Origin of the sequence: Saccharicrinis carchari (genome assembly GCF_900182605.1) — a bacterium.
GTDB lineage: Bacteria > Bacteroidota > Bacteroidia > Bacteroidales > Marinilabiliaceae > Saccharicrinis > Saccharicrinis carchari.
Genome location: NZ_FXTB01000009.1, coordinates 14,619 through 34,430, shown reverse-complemented (window position 1 = coordinate 34,430; position 19,812 = coordinate 14,619). Strand labels below are relative to the sequence as shown.

Below are 19,812 nucleotides of genomic sequence, written 5' to 3'. Positions count from 1 at the left end.
ATTAGCATCCTAATGTCGTTTATTAAACCCTTTATATTTATTTAAAACTTGATTGTATGAAAACTAATTATTTAAAATTTGCAATAGGTCTGTTATTGGCCGTTACAGTTGTATTTACCTCATGTAAGGACGACGAGGTTAAATCAAATTTAGCAGGATTGACCGCATTTGGATTTGCATCCCATGCTAACATCTCCGGCTTAGAAAATGTTATTTTTACCGTGGATCAAATCAACAATACCATTACCAACGAAAATGAATTACCCTACATGACCGATGTATCGGCGTTGACCCCCGAGTTTGAGGCCATTGCTAAAACTACTGTCATGGTAGATGGTACTGAGCTTGTTAGCGGTCAAAGTGTTATTGATTTTTCATCGCCAAAGCAAATTGTTGTAACGGCTGAAGATGGAATAACAACAGTTACCTACACAGTAACTGTTAACGTGTCGCAAATTAATCCTGAAGGTGTTAGCTGGGTTAAAGAGCAAAGTGCGGTTACCGCTAATCCGTACCAAACGGTGGTTAGTGTATATTTTAAAGATAAGTACAGAACTATTTATGGTTCGGTTTCTGACGGTGTAGCTTCGAGCGTATATTACACATCAACAGATGGCGTAGCCTGGACACAGGAAACCATCGATGAAGATAATTTCCCCATGGGGTCACGGCACGATTTAATTGTTCATAACGACAAATTGTATGTACTTGCCCACTTTACCATTACCTTCCCTTATGGCCCCACGTACGCATTGCCCGGCGTGTCAAATGATATTTGGGAGAGCACCGACGGTATAACATTTACCAAATTGGCCAACGGTTACGCCGTACCCTGGGGTGGAAAATTGAATACAGCCATGTACTCAACAGCCGGCAAACTATGGGTAGTTGGTGGTAACACCACAGGTTTTGGAAATCCTGACGGAACAAAAGCTATAGATGCTGATTTCTATGGTCCCGCCGGACTATCTGATCAAATTCACAATACGATGGATCTGTCTGCATGGGAAGAAGGCGAAACGGACCTGCTACCCGAAGGTGCACCCCGACGTTATTCTGCCAACGTGGTTCACAACGATAAAATGTTTATGATAGGCGGACAGTTGAAAGGCGGTTACTTATCCAGTGATGTATGGAGCAGTGCCGACGGTAAAACATGGACGCTGGTTTCTACCGGTGCTATTACTGCCCGCATGAAGGCGGGTGTTATATCCTACGACAACAAGCTGTGGCTCATCGGCGGACAGACAGGACTGGGCGAGTGTAGTGCTGAGATTTTAATTTCGGAAGACGAAGGATTAACCTGGATGGCTCCCGAAGAAGATGCCTTGTTGCCCGAGGAATTTACACCCCGCGCCGGACATGCTGTTTACCTTGACGCTAACGATAAAGTATGGATCGTGGGTGGGTACAGTGCCGAAAAAACAAGCGAAACCGATCCGGAAACGCAAGAAATTACCTACAGCGAAGAGTTAACTTCCTTAAGTGATGTGTGGAGCGGTAAACTAAACAAGCTCACAGAATAATTAATATGAATCTGTTGCCATTAGTATGTAATGGCAACAGATTTTTTTTACTATCCCTTTTTATTCCTGATATTCTTAAGTCTAACAACATACCTATCAACAAATGTTTTTAGGGGATAATAATAGTACCATGTTTAAAGCGCTATCTATCACCTGTATTTTTTTATTTATTTCATTACAACTTGTAGCACAGGAAGTTATAAAAGCTACAGAATTGGAGCCGGCAACGGTTAAAGGTGTTGTTATCGATTCCAAAACCGGGGAACCCGTGCCGGGAGCCAACGTATACATTAAAGAAACCATGCGCGGTGGTATCTCAGACATAGAAGGAGAGTTTACCATAAAAAATGTAATCAAAGGGCAAACAATAGGCATCTCTTTTATCGGATCCAAAGATATGTATATTGTTTATGACGGACAGGATTTTATCAAAGCCGAGCTAAAGGAGGATATGGTAGCTTTGCAGGAGATTGTAACGGTAGGGTACGGTGTACAGGAAAGGCGCGATTTGACCGGAGCCGTATCAAAAGTAAGGGCCGAAGACATCTCGGGCATCGCACCCAGTTTCGATAACGCCTTGGTGGGCAAAGTGGCTGGTGTTAACGTTAACCTGAGCAGCGGATCGCCGGGCAGCGCTACTTCTATTACTATACGTGGCTTGTCGTCAATTAATGCCGACAGCAATCCCTTAATTGTTATTGATGGAGTTCCGGTTTATGGTACCGGTAAAACGGTAAACAACCTCGATTTTGGTAACGGAACGGTTGCCGGAGCCACGATTGGTGGAAACTCGGTGAGCAACGGATATTCGCAGCGTACCGAATTTGAACGAAATCCCTTATCGGCGCTTAACCCCGAAGACATTGAATCCATTGAGATACTCAAAGATGCTTTTTCAACAGCAATCTATGGCTCGCGTGGTGCTGCAGGTGTAATTTTAGTAACCACCAAAAAAGGGAAAAAGGGAAAGCCCCAAATTACTATTGCACACTCAGTTGAACTGAGCCAGCCCATCGGCACGCCCGATCTACTGGATGCCAATGAGTTTAGCGATATTTATAACCGATTTAATAAGGCCATTGGTTCGGCGGCTACTTTTCCTAGTACGCACAATACCGACTGGTTGGACAAAGTTCTCAGAACAGGGATAACCCAACAAAGTAACGCATCTGTATCAGGCGGTACAGAAAATACTTCCTATTTTATCAGCTTTAACCAGTTCGATCAGCAAGGCTATATTATTAATCAGGATTTTAAACGGAACAGTATCCGCACCAACTTTGATTTTAGCCCCGCCGATTGGATTAGTTTTGGTACTAACTCCTCCTATTCACTTATCGAAAATGCTGCCCTCAATAGCCAAAGTGTTTATCGCGAAGCTGTGCTGATGTCGCCAAACATCCCTGTTTATCACCCCGACGGCAGTTATTTTTACCACACCCCTGCGGGATCAGGCCTTCAAAGTAACATCAATAACATTTCGGGTCATTTGGGTAATCCGGTGGCCAAAGCCCATGAAGATAATACGGTGAAAGATTCACGCGTGATTTCAAATTTTTATGCCGAGTTAAAACCTACCTCATGGTTGCGACTCAAATCGGAGTTTGGTATCGACATGTACAACACCAAGTCGTACAATCGCATTCTATCCACACCACAAAACACCGACGGAACCGGTTCTGCTGCATCCAATCAGAATATTAAATATGTGGTCAACAACGTTTTAACCCTACGGAAGCATTTTGGGCAACACCTGGTACATGGCATCCTGGGTCAAAGTTTTGAATCGTCGGAAGAAAATAAAATGCGCGTTACGGGAACCGGGTTTTTCGACGACAACGAAAAAAGTATTCAATCGGCAACTTCAAAACGCGTACTGGGAGCTATTACCCAGGAATGGGCAGTGGTTTCCTATTTTGGGCGGCTCAACTACAGACTCAAAAATAAGTACCTGGCCGGACTTACCTATCGCGTGGATGGCTCCTCACGCTTTAGCCGGAACCAACGATATCGTGGTTTCCCGTCTGTATCGGCAGGTTGGATATTGACCGAAGAGCCTTTCCTTGAAAATACCGGAAGATGGTTAAGCGAACTGAAAATACGCAGTAGTTACGGACTGACCGGTTTGGATGGTTCCTTTGGCGGTTATTATGGTAATCAGGGACAGTGGAAAAGAGATAACCGCACCGTAAGCGGAGGTACCTTATCGTATAATGGCGTACCATTGCTCTTTAACTCCCAAACAGTTAATCCTAATTTAGAGTGGGAAACCACCACCTCACTGGATATAGGTTTGGATGCTTCCTTTTTCCGTGGCGACCTGAACCTTACCGTGGATTATTTCTATAAACGAACCAATAACCTGTTGGCAAGCGATATTGTGCCGCTATATATGGGCTGGAGTTCACAGCAACAGAATATAGGCGACATGAAAAATGAAGGCATAGAAGTCCTTATCGACGGAACTATCATTCGTACAAGAGACTGGTCATGGAAAGGTTCACTTAATGTATCCCACATCAAGGACAAGTTACTGAGACTAAACGAGGCCGGGTACCAGATGGTGCAAACACAAGGCATGGAACGAAAGGTGTTTGTGGTAGGTGAGAGCTTGAATCAATTTTATTTATATCATTGGCTTGGCGTAAACCCCTTGACAGGCAATCCGCAATGGAGCTATAGCAACGGAACGGTGAACGAAATTCCACCTCAGGCCGTATATGATTCCGACGCGCCTTTAAATAATAGATACAGCGCCGGTAGCAGCATGCCCGATTTTTATGGTGGGTTAAGCAGTAACTTAAGGTATAAAAATCTGGAACTGGATTTTGCTCTATCTTTTTCGTACGGACAAATGATGTACAACGGAACACAGGCCACTTTAATGACCTATATTCTTCGGGAATCGAATAACTTATCCACCGACATACTCGATTATTGGAAAATACCGGGTCACCACACGGATATCCCCCAGCTGAATAATGCAACAACAGTATATAAGGATCCACGTTGGGCCAGCTCGGGCCTTAGTGGTTACGATGTGAGCCGCTTAAACGATCGCTTCCTCGAAGACGGCTCCTACCTGCGCTTGCGTAATATCAGCCTGGCCTATTCCTTTCGCCAGAACTGGGTGAAAAAAATGTTTATGGAACGGATAAAGGTGTATGCTCAAGCTACTAACTTATTTACCTGGACAGGATACAGCGGGGTAGATCCCGAAGTAAATGCTTACGGTTCGAGTGCCGTGCTCGGCGGATATGATGAGATTACCATGCCACAGGCTAAATCACTCAAGTTTGGAATAGAGGTAACTTTTTAAAATAATCGCTAAGATTTTTAGTTATGACGATAAAAAATAGTTTACTTATAATTTTAACGCTGACTGTAATATTTTCAGCTTGCGACAGTCATTTGAATTTAGCACCTGAAGATACTATTGTGGAAGACAAAGTTTTTGAAAAGTTCACTACTGCCGAATCTGCGGTGGCCGGAACCTACCACTTGCTTTTTAACGCAGCTATAAAAGATTATATTACCGCGGAGGCCACCGCGCCAACCTGCGAATATAGTACCGGTGCTGCACGCACCTTCGACCCCATTAACAATGGTTCGATTTTACCTGAAGATGGTTTGCCCCAAAATATATATGAACCGTATTACGCAGCATTAAATCAGGCCAACCTGTTGATTTTTAAGATTCCGGTTTTGGGCAAATACAAACAAGAGCAGATGGAGCAACACATTGCAGAAGCCAAGTTTATCCGGGCTTATGCATACCATCGGTTGTTGGCCTGGTTTGGCGATGGCGCTTTAATGAATAAGCCGCAAAATAATGGACTGGTATTGTATCTGGAACATTATGATGGCTTCGACATCAACAAAGATATACGGCCCCGAAGCACCAACGAACAAGTGTATGCGCAGATAATTCAGGATTTGGAAGAAGCTATTCCGCACCTGCCCGACCCGGCACAACAAGATGATGTTGAAACGCGGGTGAGCCGTGCAAACATGGCCACGTGCGAAGCACTACTGGCCCGGGTTTATATGTACAAACGCGATTACGTTAATGCTGCTTTATGGGCGGAAAAGGTACTGGCAAGGACCGCTTATAATTTAGAAAGCGATGTTTTAAAAGTTTTCCCACCAAATCAAAATGGAACAGTAATACCTTTTTCCTCGGAACACATGTTTGGTTTTCCGGTAAGTTCCAATGGTGGCAACTGGCAGTTTGGTGGCAATGGTATTTACTATGTCTATAATAGTTATTGGTTCAGCGATGCACTGCTGGCACAATACCAGGAAACAGACCAACGGCGGGTTAAACTGATGCGGGAAGCAATAAATACAGAGGACGAACAGATTTTTGTAACGAATAAATACCCCAATTCCAGTGGCCGCGACAATGTAACAATTATGCGCCTGCCCGAAATAATGCTGACAAGAGCTGAAGCATTGGCACGCAATAGCGGCACCGTGACGCAAGAAATGGTAAATCTGCTAAATCAGGTACATCTGCGCGCAAACCCCGACGCAACACCTTATCAAACAAGTGATTTTGCGAACCCTGCGGATTTTATATTAAGTGTACTTACCGAGCGAAGTAAAGAACTGGCTTTTGAAGGACTGCAACGATTCGACCAGTTACGCACGGACAGACCACTTTACAACCCCGAACTGCCCGACAACAAAAAGGTGCTCCCCATCCCGCTGCGCGAAATCAATATAAGCAACGGCGTGGTACAGCAAAACGAAGGATATGTTAATAATTAAACAAAATTAAACACATCACATTAAACCAATTAAATAATGAAAATACAATTAACATTTGTCTTAGCCCTTATTATCGCTCTGGGCTCATGCAACGCCCCTACAAAGGATGCGAGCATCAATATTAGTGGAAAAGTAAAATTCCCGGCCGAAGGTTCTAAGATGTACATATATCAATACCGCGACAGGGAAAAGGTAGTAACCGATTCTTTCGATATTAATCAGGATGGCAGTTATGCCTACACCATGAAAACGGATTTTCCCGGCGAATACATCCTCGATTGTCAAAAATGGCAGTCGGTCCGTTTTTGGGCCGAGGACGAGAATCTGGAAATTGATTTCCGCGGACGCGACACGGCCAAAATTAAAATTAAAAACCCCCCTTATGTGTATATTAACGGTGGCCCCAAGAACGAACTGATTAATCACCTTAACTTCATTAATTACCGTTCGTACCAATTAATGATAGGCTTTTCGCAAGGGGTTTATCAGGCTACAAGGGATGTCCCTGAAAAGTATGGTGATATTTCGGGCCAATTATATGGCGTGTTAAGTGATGACGACCGTGCCCGATATCGTTATCTGGCCGAACATTATGCAGATCAAAACAGTGTGCTGGCCGTTGTTAAACGCCTTCGCGACAAAACCGACAAGGAGCTGATTGACCATACATTGGCCACCCTAAAAAAAGCCAACCCGGAATATCCTCCATTGGTAAAGTACATCAAAGATAAGGAAGAGGCTCGCGCCGCAGCCCAAAAGGTAGCCCTTGGAAGCAAAGCGCCCCATTTTGCCTACCCTACACCCGACGGAGATATGGTATCGCCAAAGGACTTTGAAGGGAAGCTTCTGATTATCGATTTCTGGGCATCGTGGTGTGGCCCGTGCCGTACCGAAATACCGCACCTGAAAGAGGTTTACGAAAAATATCGCAGCAAAGGTGTTGAAATGCTGAGTGTTTCTATAGATAAAAAAGAGAAGGACTGGCGCAAGGCTTTGGGTGAGGAAAACATGGCGTGGGCACAGGTATTGGCTCCTAATGCGGGTAAACAAACCATGAAGGACTATCAGTTTAGCGGTATCCCCTTCATCATCATACTGGATAAACAAGGCAAAATTGTGGCAAAGAATCTGCGCGGTGAAAAAATTGATGAAAAGTTAGACGAGTTGTTATCTGAATAATAAATTTCGGTAATGGGATGTATAGGTGGGACTTGCTGAAAAACAACTACATATTAGATAATAAGTAGATTGTTAATCTAAAATGAATCCAAAGTGCAACATAACCCCCAGATAAATCTGGGGGTTATGCACTGCAAAGTCCTCTGGAGTTTTTCAGCTGACCCAAAGCAATAGTAAGAAATGAATCATTAATAAAACAAAATAAAAGAACAATGAAGAATTTAAAATCCGCAGTACTTATTTTGGCCATGGCACTGCTTGTATTTGCCCCGGCACAGGCCGGTAACGAAAACAACGAGGGTATCCGGTTTTTTCAAGGCAAGTGGGTCGATGCGCTGAAACATGCCAAGAAACAAAAAAAACTGATTTTTGTAGATTGTTACACCACCTGGTGTGGCCCTTGCAAGATGCTGTCGAAAAAAGTTTTTCCACAAAAAGAAGTTGGCGATTACTTTAATGCCAATTTTGTAAACGTTAAAATAGATTGCGAAAAGGGTGAAGGCATCACTTTAAAAGACAAGTTCGGTGTGTCGGCATTCCCTACCATGTTGTTCATCGACCCCAAAAACGAGGAAGTGCTGCACCGCGTGATAGGTTTTGTACCCGCCGAAAAATTAATTGCAGAAGCCAAAAGTGCGCCGGCACAATCAGAAAAAGGTAATGCGCTGGCTAAGGCATTTAAAAAAAATAAAAAGGATATTAAAACCACCGAAGATTATTTGAGCTACCTGGTTAAAATAAGCGATCCCAAGGCACAGGAAGTAGCCATCCATTATCTTAACATGGTGCCTCAGTCGGATTGGCATAAAAAAGATTATTTTTGGATTCTGAGCCGCTACGTAAAAGATCCCTTTAGCGACGAGGCCGCCTATTACTTTAAAAACAAAGAAGTTTTTGTAAAGGAAAATGGATTTAAAGGGCAGTATCTTGAGTCGGGGATGTACTACAGCTATGCCGGAAAGCTGGCCGATGTAAGTAAAAAAGAGGATTTTGACCAGTCCAAATTCGATGAGCTGATACAGTTGATGCAAAACAATGGTTTCGACAGGATTGAGCTTATAAAAGATTATACCAATCGTGCCTTGTTGGTGAATGTGGGCGACTATGCCGGTTACATGGATGTGGTAGAGGAAAAGTTTGCCGAAGGCCTAAGCAAAAATCCCCGCTATTACTCCGAATCGGGCTTTAACCTTTTAAACAGATTAAAGGACTGCGAGGATAAGGAAGTTTTTAAAAGAGCAGTTAAACTAATGGACGATGCCATTCAATTAGAATTGGACAACCCGGAGCTGAATATGTTTAGGTTATCTATTGCCTATCGCGATGCTTATGACTTTGTGCAAAAGGCCGGTATTGAAGGGGAGCGCTTGGCGGTAGCAAAAGCTATGAACGATTTATTTGTTAACATAGTGCCCAAGCACAATGCGCTGCTCGATAAAACCCATAAAGAAGCACAAAAAGATAAAGAAGAAGGCAAAAAAGGTGGTCGCTCTGTACCGGCCATGAAAATGGGTGGTTTTTAATAGCAATAGCGCTATTCTAATGCAGGAGTGAGCGAACATAAAATCCATCTGGATAAGGGCTGAAAATCCGATTTGTGAATTGGTTCTGAGGTGAATTTATGGCACAGAACGGGCTTTCGGCCTTTGATTAGCTTACAACAAACGTATTTACATACTAAGGCGTCGGGTAATAGTGCTTTAGTAATACATCAGCCCTATCGCCCATTACTTAATCCTTGATCATACTATAAATTCATGAAACAATTCATCTCCTTTCTCGTCGCTTGTCTTATTATTGTTAATATGCAGGCGCAAAACGACACCGTTGGCATAGTGTTCGCCCATGGTTCGTGGGAACAAATAAAAGCATTGGCAAAGGCCGAGGACAAAAGTATTTTTATCGACTGCTATACGGAGTGGTGCGGTCCCTGCAAAATGCTATCTAAAAAAGTTTTTCCCCAAAAAGAAGTAGGCGACCTGTTCAATGCCCACTTTATCAACTATAAGGTAGATATGGAAAAAGGCGAGGGCATTATGTTAAAAGAGAAGTTTAATGTAAGGGCCTTTCCTACCTTGGTTTGGGTGGATGCCGATGGCAATGAGTTGCATAAATCGGTAGGGGCGCCCAAAGCTCAAGCCTTAATTGATATTGCCCAGCTGGTTGTGGATGGTAAAGGCTTGGCAGATCTGGAACGCAAGTATCTCCTCAACAAAGAGGATACGACCACCATGAATACCTACTTAAAAGCATTGGCCAATGCCTACGAAAAAGATAAGATTCAAGGGGTATTGGCGGAATATTTTAAAAAGGTTAAGGGTACTGAATTACTCGATGAGTACAATTATAATTTAATACATAACTACCTGAGCGATGTAGCGCTGCCCGCATTTTTATGGTTTGATGAACACAAGGAAGAGTTTGCCAACCGGTATGGCAAGGAAAAAGTCGAACGTAAGCTTTATCAATCTTACCTGGGCTATGGACACTCCTTTGTATCTAAAAAAGATGGGCAAACGATGGTTGATTCTGCAGGATTTAGAAAATATAAACTCCTGTTGAACGAGCGCAGAGTGGAAGGACGCGAAAAAATAGTGGCTTTTGTGGAGGAGAGTATTTGCCGGGCAAATAATAATTGGGATGCTTATATAGCCAAAGTAAAGTCCAACATCGAAGCAGGGTATCATGGCCAGCCCAATGCATTTTTATATTACAATTGGGCCAAAGCCATTGAAAAGGGCACAGATGCCAAAATACGGCATTACCAGCAAGCGGTTCAGTGGATGGAAGATGCTTTTACCGCCAGCCAGTGGCCGCTAAAGAATAACATTGTTTATCTCAACGAAAAAGTAAAGTTACTTGAACTGGCAAAAGCAGATCAAAGTATCCTTGATTCGGAGAAGGAACGCATTGAAACACTTAAGCAAAAGGTGGCAGATGAGAATGCTAAAAAAAATTAAAATACAAAATTACGTAACCTTATTCGGCCCGTTGCGTATCATGTTCTAAAGAGTAATTTTTTTTCATAGATTAAGGTTTAGGTTAACTTGAAAGAGCCGTTCCAATGGGGACGGCTCTTTTTTTGCTTTATCCCTGATAGGAATAAAACTAAACCGCAAAAAGTATTATTTTTGCCAAACTAAAAGTAATACTATGGCATTGATTCTTTCGTTGGAGACCTCCACCAAGGTATGTTCCGTTTGTTTATCAGATAAGCAAACTATTGTGGCCAAAAAGCAATTGTTTGAGGCCAATTCGCATGCTACCCACCTTACGCTGTTTATTCAGAATTTGTTTAATGAGCTACCCGATTTATCCATGAAAGATATAGATGCAGTAGCGGTGAGCAGCGGGCCTGGTTCCTATACCGGGCTGCGTATAGGTGTTTCGGTGGCTAAGGGGATATGCTATGCCTTAGCCAAACCACTTATTGCTATTTCCTCGCTTGAATGTCTGGCACAGGCAGCAATAGCACATCCCGATTTACAAAATATAGTTGATACGGAAATGCTTTATTGCCCCATGATAGATGCGCGCAGGATGGAAGTATATACTGCTCTTTTTGATAGCGCTATGAATCTAAAAGAAAAAGTTAGCGCCCGGATAATCGACAGCAGCAGTTACTTGAACCGTCTGAACAAACATACCATCGTATTTTTTGGAGATGGTTCAGATAAATGTCGGGGAACTATTGAGCACAGTAATGCGGTTTTTATTAAAGACCTGGCACCCCTGGCATCTAATATGGCGGGTTTGGCATATAAAAAATACCAAAACAAGCAGTTTGAAGATTTGGCCTACTTTGAACCCTTTTACTTAAAAAACTTTGTGGCTACCGTATCTAAAAATAAAATCTTTTGACCTAATAACGCAAAGGTGCTAAGCTTACTAATTGTATAATTAATATGCTATTATCTTATTTGGAAAGCCCTGTTTGTAACGTGTACTTTTTTATCAATAAAAACATATATAAACGTTGCAACAATAGATAAAGTAAATGCCAAAAGTATTGCATACATGTATTCGCCGGTTAGATCAACTACCCATCCCCCAATAAAGGGGCCTGCAATACCGGCAAACCCATATCCCAGAAAAATAAATGGATATATTTTTGCGTAGTTATCGATTCCGAACATCTGGATGGTATCTTTGGCAAAAAGCACAAAATGTGCCCCAAAACAAAAGCCAATTAAAATAATGAGACTAATAAACTGTATGTCGGAAACGGGCACTGAAAATAGACTCATCGACACAGCCCCTTGAACAAGTAAGGCAGTAGGGATAAGAAGAGTATTACCGATACGATCACTCATCCAACCCCAGACTATTCTTCCGGTGAAGTTGGATAAAGCAAATAGCGAGATAGCCAGGGGTATTGCATACATTGATACCTCTTGCATTTGAGCAATAGGCTTTAGATTCCCTATGATTAATAATCCGGTAAAAGTACCCGCAAAAATACCCAAGATCAGTTTAAATAAAACAACGCCATTCATTGGGGTTACGGACGAATAACTAATTTGAGAGGCTTTTAAGCCGGATGTTTTAAGTTGTTGAGCAGCAAGTATGATTATCAAACCATACAAGGTGCCCCAATACAGGAAAACATGTAATACACCTACGCTATTTTTAAAAAGAAAATCGGCCAGGTAGGTTAATAAGATAGCTCCTGCCCCAAAACCTGCGACAACAACACCTGTTATAAGCCCTTTTTTTTGTGGAAACGATTTTACCGGTACAGTTAACGAAACCAGATAACCCATTCCTGTTCCTATGCCTCCTAATAAGCCTATACCCATCCATAGGATAATCGAGTAGGTAGAGGGATTACTCCCTCGCCCTCTCACACCACCGTACGTACTCTCGTATACGGCGGTTTCAAGTTAATTTTATAACAAACTGTATTTAATCGACAAATTAAACAATCCTAAATCATTGAACCATTTAAGGTTCATGGCTTGATGAACTTGTGGACATCCCGATTTACGCCACCACCCTCTACCTGAAAGGGCTAAAATCCAACTTTGCCAGTTAGGAACGCCCAAACTTTTAAGAAAGCGTTTAAGTGTTATGGTTCGTTTGCATTGTTTCAGGCGATAACATCTGAGTTTACGCCTAATCCAAGCATCAAGATTCCGTAAAAGTCTTTTGCATTTCGCAACTCTAAAGTAATTTAACCATCCTCGGAGTATCGGTTCGAGTTCTGATACTACTTGCTCCAAAGCAATACCCCGATTTCTCTTCGTTAGTTCTCGTACCTTCTTCTTAAAGCGGCTTACACTTTGGACGGATATTGTAATAATACCCGGATCAAGTATGGTAAACCCTAAGAATTTTGTCTCGCTACTTTTACAAACCTGACTTTTCTGTTCATTAACTTTCAATTTAAGTTTGCCTGTGAGGTATGAACAGACTGATTCCTTCACCCTCTCGCCTGCTCTTTGGCTGCGAACAAATATGCTGAAATCGTCTGCATACCGAACAAAGTAATGCCCTCGCTTTTCGAGTTCCTTATCTAGTTCGTCTAAAACAATATTAGATAAGAGTGGGGAAAGTGGGCTTCCTTGGGGGGTGCCTTTCAAACGTTGATGGACTAGTCCACCTGTCATAACTCCACTTTGTAAGTATTTGCGTATAAGCTTTAGAAGAGGTTTGTCTTGAATAAGCTGTGATAGACGATACATCAGTCTATCATGGTTAACTTCATCAAAGAAACTCTTCATATCCATATCAACAACTATATTTCTGCCGTCCTTAACATAGCTGCTTGCTCGCTCTATGGCGTGCTTTGCGCTGCGTTTTGGACGAAAACCGTAACTGTGATCTGAAAATACTTGCTCGTAAATGGGGGTTAACACCTGTGAAATTGCCTGTTGGAGAATCCGGTCCTGTACGGTTGGAATCCCTAACTGACGTACACCGCCATTGGGCTTGGGTATTTCTACTAATTTCACTACCGAGGGAAGGTATTCGCCCCGAAGTATTTGGTTGACTAACTCATCTCCTTCTTTTGCAAACCATTCAGCGAAATTTCCTACGGGAACATTGTCTACTCCCGCTACGCCCTTGTTCTTTTTCACTTGTTTGTATGCTCGGTTGATATTTTCTGATGAGCATACAATGCCGATTAATCCTTCTGCAAAGACTCGTCCTTGACTCGTCTCTTTATCTAATTGCTCCGTCAATCGTGTTTTCGCGCCGTTTACGTCTTTACGATTTCCAGATTGACCAATAGCCTCCTGTGTATGTTCTATGAACATATCACGCTGGTAAGCTATTTGTTGCTGGTGCTCCATAGATAAAAGTCTTGTCCGACTGCTTCTTTAATTAACTGATTCAGACCTTCTCTCTGAAAAAAAAAACCAGAGATACTATGTCTTCTGCTGACTTCTCAAAACTTTTCGCTGATTGTCGCCGTTCAGTTTGTTGTTTGCCACAACAAGTTTTGAGATCTCACGGGATAAGGTAACATACTTTCATCACGTCCTACTTGATTTACCCTAAGTGTTTACGGTTGACTTTGGGGCTTTCCCAATCCATTGCTCGGTTGCCCAACACTATTGAGCCTTATATCAAATTTCTGTACGTTAGAACTATGACTTTGCTGATGGCTTCCTTCAGATTTGGGGTCACCCCCAACACCCTTGCCAATTGCTAGTCCTTCCTGTCAACTAGGCGAACTCAAGAACTTTCATCTTGATAGCACGTTACCATGCCCGTCATACAAAAAATTGCCTTCCGAAAGGAAGGCAATAAAATATCCGATAAAATAGAGAAGTCCGGAAATGGTGGCCAAAATACGAGGGCCCAATTTCTGCATTAGTGCGGTTGCCCCTATCATTGTTAGGGTAAAAACACTAATAACCGTTCCGAATATCAATTGCGTTTGTGCTGTTGTTAGACCATAAGTGTCTATCAGTTCAGGTACAAATATGCTCCATGCATATATGCTGCCTAAACAGAGCATAATAAAAAAGGCCGCGATAATATTATATCTCTTCTCCATGCATTAATTACTTTATACTTTTATCGTCGTCAATAAGTTTTTGTCTTTGTGCTTCCTGAAATTCCTTTACCTTTACTTGGATACCTGAATCGGAAAGCCCTAGTATTTTGGCTGCTGCAAGGGCTGCATTTTCGGGATTTAAAATCACCATTGGAGCAACTCCGGAAGGCATTCTAAGGCTTGAGAATACATCATTACCACCGTAAGAATCACCTACAGGAGGACATGCAATAACCGGACAATGTGTTTGCGCATCGCTAAAACCGCTTAAGGCGTTGCTCATTCCTGCAATTGTTATAAATACGATGTTATTTTTTCTTTTTCTTTAATGATGTCATAACAAAATAAAGGCACCTTATGGGCAGATGCTATATGGCATTCAGCACTAATACTAAATAGCTGCAAACTATCTACAACCCTTGTAGCCCATGCAAGATCAGCCTTTGACCCCATTAAAATCACTACTTTGCTCATAGTCTTCTATATTGTTAAATGAATAATCATATTGGAAACTCATTGGAACTATTTCATTATATTCCTCAATACTTGCATTAGATAAACAAGCATCAATAATTCGTTTACCCGTTTGAAGCAAATCGCTTTGCAGGTATTTCTGTAATTCTGTTTTAAAGAACTTTTGTAACATTTCGGCACCGGCATCGTAACCCTCCAGGCCAACTTCGGGTTGGTTGTATACTTTCAGAAAACGCGAAGGTATTTTAGAGCCTTCCAGGGTTAGATAGTTTAATTCGTAGCCTAAAAGTGGGCATCGCGAAGCTTGGTACTGGTCTGTTCTCAACTTGGCTGCCCCCCTGCGGGTTAGGTATTCGCGCATTAACAGTTGAGGTTTAAAACCCACCTTCCAGGCGCCAATATTTTGGTTAGGTACCAACGTAAATGTAGTTCGCGGGGTATTGATAATTTGTTTGAGCAGCATATTGGCATGGGGGATGCGTTTTCCGGTGGCAAATGGCCAGTAGGAGCCAACGCCTTCGCTCTCCATGCCTCCCGAACTAACAATGCTCGGGTTGTTATGGCCACGTGGGGCAACCAAACGCCACAACCAAGCTAAAGCAGGTGGTAAAACATGAAACATGCCGGCAATACCATACGAAGGAGCTTCTTTGGTACATTGAGGTGCCCTTAAGCCAAAGCTACGGATATCAACAGAAACCGGCTTATCTACCACATTGGGGACAATTTTACGTGGGATTATAACTCGGGGATTCGGACAGGGTTTGCCCGGCTCATCCTCAATGTGATCCCAAATTAAGGCGGTAGATCGGGGTTGCGTGTCGATATTAAGAAACAGTAAAGGTTCGGCAGGTGCGATGGTCGTTTTTTCTAAGGTTGGATCGTCACCATACTGATTAACGCTATCTACCCGCACAAACCAGGCGTTTTCAGCATCAATGATTCGTAGCTTTCCGTTTTGCCTCTGTAACGAAGGATGACAGAAGGCCATATCATCCGCCACCGGGTTGAAAGAGCAAAATCGGGGAATAGTAATAAATCTTTCTTCCCCTGTTATAGAATTTTGTCCTATCAGTACTCTGCCTCCGGGCTCGCGCACAATATGCTGGTGCAATTCGCTCTTGCCTCCTCCACTGGCGCCCTCGTGCATAAAGGTGGTGATGTTGTCGTAAGGGCTTATTGACTGCACTGCTGAACAATGCGCCGTTACCCAGTTTTCTTCTTCTCCTTGTGTTAGTAACACCCCATATAGTCCTTTTTTTGCGCTCGGTCCCGGATATAAATTATATGAATATAACTCATGTATTTTTTCGGTACGATTATGCACCACTACCTGCTTACCATCGAAATGTGTATGGCGAAATACAGGCGCAACAAAAATTACCGATTTAATTTCTGCATCTTCCTTTAATTCTTCCAGAGAAACCATTTCCTGCAACATAGATAAACCCATAGCAAAAAAGGCCGCATTGGCGGGAGCAATAGCTATGCCAAGCGAACCAATGTTTACTCTTCCGGCAAAATAAAAAAATAAGGCTAAGTCCTGTTCCTTCATCCAAGCAAAAGTTTCCTCTTGTAACTTAGGGAAATCATAGCCATACTTCTCTTTAAATGTTTTTTTATCGGTTGGCTTGTCGTCAGCTATTACCATGGTGGCAGGGTCGCGTCTGCGCATATAAGCCTCTGTATAATTAGCCGATATCCCATTCTTTACCTGTTGCACAGTGGCCTCTACATATTCACCTTTGCCGGGCACATCATACTTTACCTCATATTCAACATTTTCTTTCCCATTTGTAGCTGCCGTTGCCAGTTCATCCGTGGTATTAAATACCGTTAAGCTTTTGCATTCCTTTAATAAACTTGCAATATTTTCGGGCAAGCTTATGTTTTTTTCTTTAACAACCTTAAATAAATCTTTCATAGGTAATTTATTATTCTACTATATTAATGTTTGCGTTTTGCTTACTTAATGCATTATTTTCAATTACAGCTCAAATTAAGATGTGGTTATATATTTAAGCAGAGCTTAACCTCTGTTTTAAAATTTTTTTATTCTTCGGGAGGTGTTACCACCCATAATACTTGTGAGATACCTTTTGCTCTGTTTCGCGCCGAATGCATCCTGTTCGAGTTGAAATAAAAACTATCTTTTTCTTGCAGAATAAAAATTCTATCTTCTAATTGTATCTCAATTTCACCTTTTAAAACAAAACAGAACTCCTGTCCCGGATGCACCTTCATTAGTGTATCCGCATCAGAATTCTCCTCAAAATGAACAAGAAATGTTTCCATTTCTTTATTATTACCATGGTTCGATAACAGGTATAATGAGGTTCCCGATGCATTCTTTTCAACAAAACTCTTCTCCTCAAATCGTACCAATGGGTTTTTCGTTAAAACTTCATTTTCGCCTATTAATGCACCAACCGTAGTACGGAGGCTATCTGCAATAGCCTTAAGTGTTACAATTGAGGGCGATGCCTTCGCCTTCTCTATTTGCGACAAAGCACTGGAACTAACACCCACTTTTTTAGCAAGCTCATTTAGTTGCATGTGCAAACTTTCTCTTCTCCTCCTTATTCGTTCTCCTAAGAGTTTCATAATCCCAAAAATCAATAATTATTCATGGCGCAAATATAGAAAAAAAAGCTTTACAATTAAGTGCAGGTAAAATTATTAAGCTATAATTAACTTTCGAGCGTATTTTCATCCGAAATATTACTGCGTATAATAAAAATAGGTACTGAAATATAGGCGGTTTTGTTAGCTATTTTAAGGATTTGATTTAATTTTGCAAAAAAAAATTTATACAACGAATTAATTGACAATACTATGGCAACTACTGCTGATATTAGAAATGGGATGTGTATTGAATTCAAGAACGACTTGTATTCTGTAGTGCAGTTTCAACATGTTAAACCGGGTAAAGGCCCGGCCTTTGTGCGTACCAAACTAAAGAATGTTTCAACCGGTAAGGTACTCGAAAACACCTTTTCGGTAGGGGTAAAATTGAATGAGCAACGCGTAGAGCGTCGTAGCTACCAGTTTTTATACAAGGAGGATTTGGGATATGTTTTTATGAACAATGAAACCTATGAACAAGTAATTATTGAGGAAAAACTGATAGATAATCACGATTTTTTAAAAGATGGCTTAAACTGCGAAGTAGTGTATCATGCCGATACCGAAACACCTCTTTTAGTTGACCTGCCCATAAACATTGAATTTGAAGTTACCTACACCGAGCCAGGCGTGAGGGGCGACACATCTTCTACCAACTCGTTGAAAGCCGCTACCATTGATACCGGTTCGCAAATAATGGTGCCCCTGTTTGTTAATACGGGCGATTGGATAAAAGTGGATACACGCGACCGCAGTTATGTAGAACGTGTAAAAAAATAGGTTTATATATGCCAGTAAATGAAGCCCTATATTGTTACAGGGCTTTTTTTATGCAACAATTTGATACATTGGTACTTTTGTCCGTTTGAATATTACGGTAGGTAAGTTTATCCTACATTTTTTATCACTCATCAATAAATTTGATTTTCTTTAAGAAAAAAAATTTAATACCTTACCCTGCTGTAAAGAATAGTTTAGATAAGTTATGGTTACCCACCTTCAAAAAAAGAGGCTTCGTTTATTTAAAGACAGATTGAATATACTACTCGATATTGCGCAAACAATAAACGAAGATCACAGTATAGACGATTTATTGTCGGAGTTTGAGGTGCTTTTAACAGAAGAGCTGGAAGTAGGTAAAATATTGGTTTTTACCTTTGCCGACGGCAAATGGGATAATCTGTTAAATTCGGGAGTTACCAAAGAAGAGGTAGCCAACATTGATGTACAGCGCGACCTGATACAATATAAAAATATTGAAAACGTAACTATTTCGCACCCTCCCCAGCTAAAGGGTTTTGATGCGGTAATACCACTTTTTCATCGTTATAATGCCATAGGTTTTGTGTTAATAGGCGATGTAGAGGAGGAGCAAACCGGTATCAGTCCTACTATAAAACACCTAAAGCTTATCCAAATTATCTCCAACCTTATCATTGTTTTTATCGAAAACAAAAGGATGCAAGGACAGGTTATTGAGCAGGAGGCCATGAGAAAGGAAATGGAGCTGGCATCGCGCATCCAAACCAAACTGGTACCCTCCGACGACCATTTGCCCATCAGTACTAAGTACGCCATCCATACTTTTTATCATCCCCAGTACGAAGTAGGTGGCGATTACTACGATTTTATCCGCTTATCAAAAAACGTATTAGGGTTTTGTATTGCCGATGTATCCGGAAAAGGAATATCGGCAGCCATGCTCATGTCTAACTTTCAAGCCGTTTTTCGTGCACTCTATACGCCCAGTATACGGCTTAAAAAACTGGCTCATCTGCTCAACAGCAAAGTAAATATGAGTGCCAATAACGAAAAGTTTATTACCATGTTTCTGGGCAAGTACAACACCCTTACCCGAACACTTACCTACATCAATGCCGGCCATCTTCCGCCTATGTTGTTTGATCCCAAGCGTGAGCAACTTGTCAGTCTCGACAAAGGATGTATTGGTTTGGGTATGCTCGACGAAATACCCAGCATAGAGGTTGGGAAGATACGTGTTCCCCGAAATGCCAAATTTCTTGCTTTTACCGATGGACTGGTAGAATTAGAGAACGACAGCCAGATAGAATCGAGTATGAAACCCATCGAAGATATCATTTCAAACAACGAAGATATCGAAAGCAATATGAATGATTTAAAAAAACTGATTTCACAACAGCTTGCAAAGGGATCTGTTTTCGATGATATTTCGGTTACCGGTATTGGGTTTAAATAAAAAAAGAGAGC

Annotated in this window: 14 protein-coding genes and 1 pseudogene; 9 read left to right on the top strand and 6 right to left on the bottom strand. The window is 41.7% G+C overall.

The window, feature by feature from the left end; translation table 11 throughout:
* Positions 1 to 56 precede the first annotated feature (56 nt).
* The 7 genes from FN809_RS14370 to tsaB all read left to right on the top strand — a co-directional run bounded on the left by FN809_RS14370 (position 57) and on the right by tsaB (position 11,339).
* Positions 57 to 1,526 (top strand): DUF6242 domain-containing protein, encoded by a 1,470-nt coding sequence (locus FN809_RS14370; protein WP_142534231.1) that lies wholly within the window; start codon positions 57 to 59, stop codon positions 1,524 to 1,526.
* Positions 1,527 to 1,656: 130 nt separating this feature from the next.
* Positions 1,657 to 4,845: a SusC/RagA family TonB-linked outer membrane protein gene (locus tag FN809_RS14365; RefSeq protein WP_185957569.1), complete on the top strand. Its 3,189-nt coding sequence runs from the start codon at positions 1,657 to 1,659 to the stop codon at positions 4,843 to 4,845.
* Between the two features lie 23 nt (positions 4,846 to 4,868).
* Positions 4,869 to 6,299 (top strand): RagB/SusD family nutrient uptake outer membrane protein, encoded by a 1,431-nt coding sequence (locus tag FN809_RS14360; RefSeq protein WP_142534229.1) that lies wholly within the window; start codon positions 4,869 to 4,871, stop codon positions 6,297 to 6,299.
* 36 nt (positions 6,300 to 6,335) lie between these two features.
* Positions 6,336 to 7,478 carry a TlpA disulfide reductase family protein gene (locus FN809_RS14355; protein ID WP_142534228.1) on the top strand — a complete coding sequence of 381 codons (1,143 nt, stop codon included), beginning with the start codon at positions 6,336 to 6,338 and terminating at the stop codon, positions 7,476 to 7,478.
* A gap of 212 nt (positions 7,479 to 7,690) precedes the next feature.
* On the top strand, positions 7,691 to 9,001 hold the full coding sequence (locus tag FN809_RS14350) for a thioredoxin family protein (RefSeq protein WP_142534227.1): 1,311 nt from the start codon (positions 7,691 to 7,693) through the stop codon (positions 8,999 to 9,001).
* Positions 9,002 to 9,235: 234 nt separating this feature from the next.
* Positions 9,236 to 10,438, top strand: coding sequence for a thioredoxin family protein (locus FN809_RS14345; RefSeq protein ID WP_142534226.1), 1,203 nt, complete (start codon positions 9,236 to 9,238; stop codon positions 10,436 to 10,438).
* 193 nt (positions 10,439 to 10,631) lie between these two features.
* Positions 10,632 to 11,339, top strand: coding sequence for a tRNA (adenosine(37)-N6)-threonylcarbamoyltransferase complex dimerization subunit type 1 TsaB (gene tsaB, locus FN809_RS14340; RefSeq protein WP_142534225.1), 708 nt, complete (start codon positions 10,632 to 10,634; stop codon positions 11,337 to 11,339).
* A 50-nt stretch (positions 11,340 to 11,389) separates the two neighbouring features.
* On the opposite strand, the gene FN809_RS14335 is transcribed toward tsaB, so the two are convergent.
* The 6 genes and pseudogenes from FN809_RS14335 to FN809_RS14310 all read right to left on the bottom strand — a co-directional run bounded on the left by FN809_RS14335 (position 11,390) and on the right by FN809_RS14310 (position 17,562).
* Positions 11,390 to 12,325 (bottom strand): MFS transporter, encoded by a 936-nt coding sequence (locus FN809_RS14335; protein WP_394348170.1) that lies wholly within the window; start codon positions 12,323 to 12,325, stop codon positions 11,390 to 11,392.
* A 42-nt stretch (positions 12,326 to 12,367) separates the two neighbouring features.
* The gene (gene ltrA / locus FN809_RS14330; RefSeq protein ID WP_221929444.1) at positions 12,368 to 13,774 is read right to left on the bottom strand and encodes a group II intron reverse transcriptase/maturase; all 1,407 of its coding nucleotides are present in this window, start codon (positions 13,772 to 13,774) and stop codon (positions 12,368 to 12,370) included.
* 395 nt (positions 13,775 to 14,169) lie between these two features.
* Positions 14,170 to 14,484, bottom strand: coding sequence for an MFS transporter (locus tag FN809_RS14325; protein ID WP_142534223.1), 315 nt, complete (start codon positions 14,482 to 14,484; stop codon positions 14,170 to 14,172).
* A gap of 7 nt (positions 14,485 to 14,491) precedes the next feature.
* Positions 14,492 to 14,937 (bottom strand): annotated as a pseudogene (locus tag FN809_RS18140) (AIR carboxylase family protein).
* Entirely contained in the window at positions 14,921 to 16,882 is a 1,962-nt protein-coding gene (locus FN809_RS14315; protein WP_142534222.1) for a DUF4914 family protein, read from the bottom strand. The pseudogene FN809_RS18140 and the gene FN809_RS14315 overlap by 17 nt, the downstream one beginning before the upstream one ends.
* A gap of 128 nt (positions 16,883 to 17,010) precedes the next feature.
* The gene (locus FN809_RS14310; RefSeq protein ID WP_142534221.1) at positions 17,011 to 17,562 is read right to left on the bottom strand and encodes a helix-turn-helix domain-containing protein; all 552 of its coding nucleotides are present in this window, start codon (positions 17,560 to 17,562) and stop codon (positions 17,011 to 17,013) included.
* Between the two features lie 231 nt (positions 17,563 to 17,793).
* Between FN809_RS14310 and efp the strand changes: the two genes are divergently transcribed.
* Together efp and FN809_RS14300 are read left to right on the top strand one after the other, a co-directional pair.
* Positions 17,794 to 18,363, top strand: coding sequence for an elongation factor P (gene efp, locus FN809_RS14305; protein WP_142534220.1), 570 nt, complete (start codon positions 17,794 to 17,796; stop codon positions 18,361 to 18,363).
* A gap of 253 nt (positions 18,364 to 18,616) precedes the next feature.
* Positions 18,617 to 19,801, top strand: a complete 1,185-nt coding sequence (locus FN809_RS14300) for a SpoIIE family protein phosphatase (protein WP_246095610.1) — start codon at positions 18,617 to 18,619, stop codon at positions 19,799 to 19,801.
* Positions 19,802 to 19,812 lie beyond the last annotated feature (11 nt).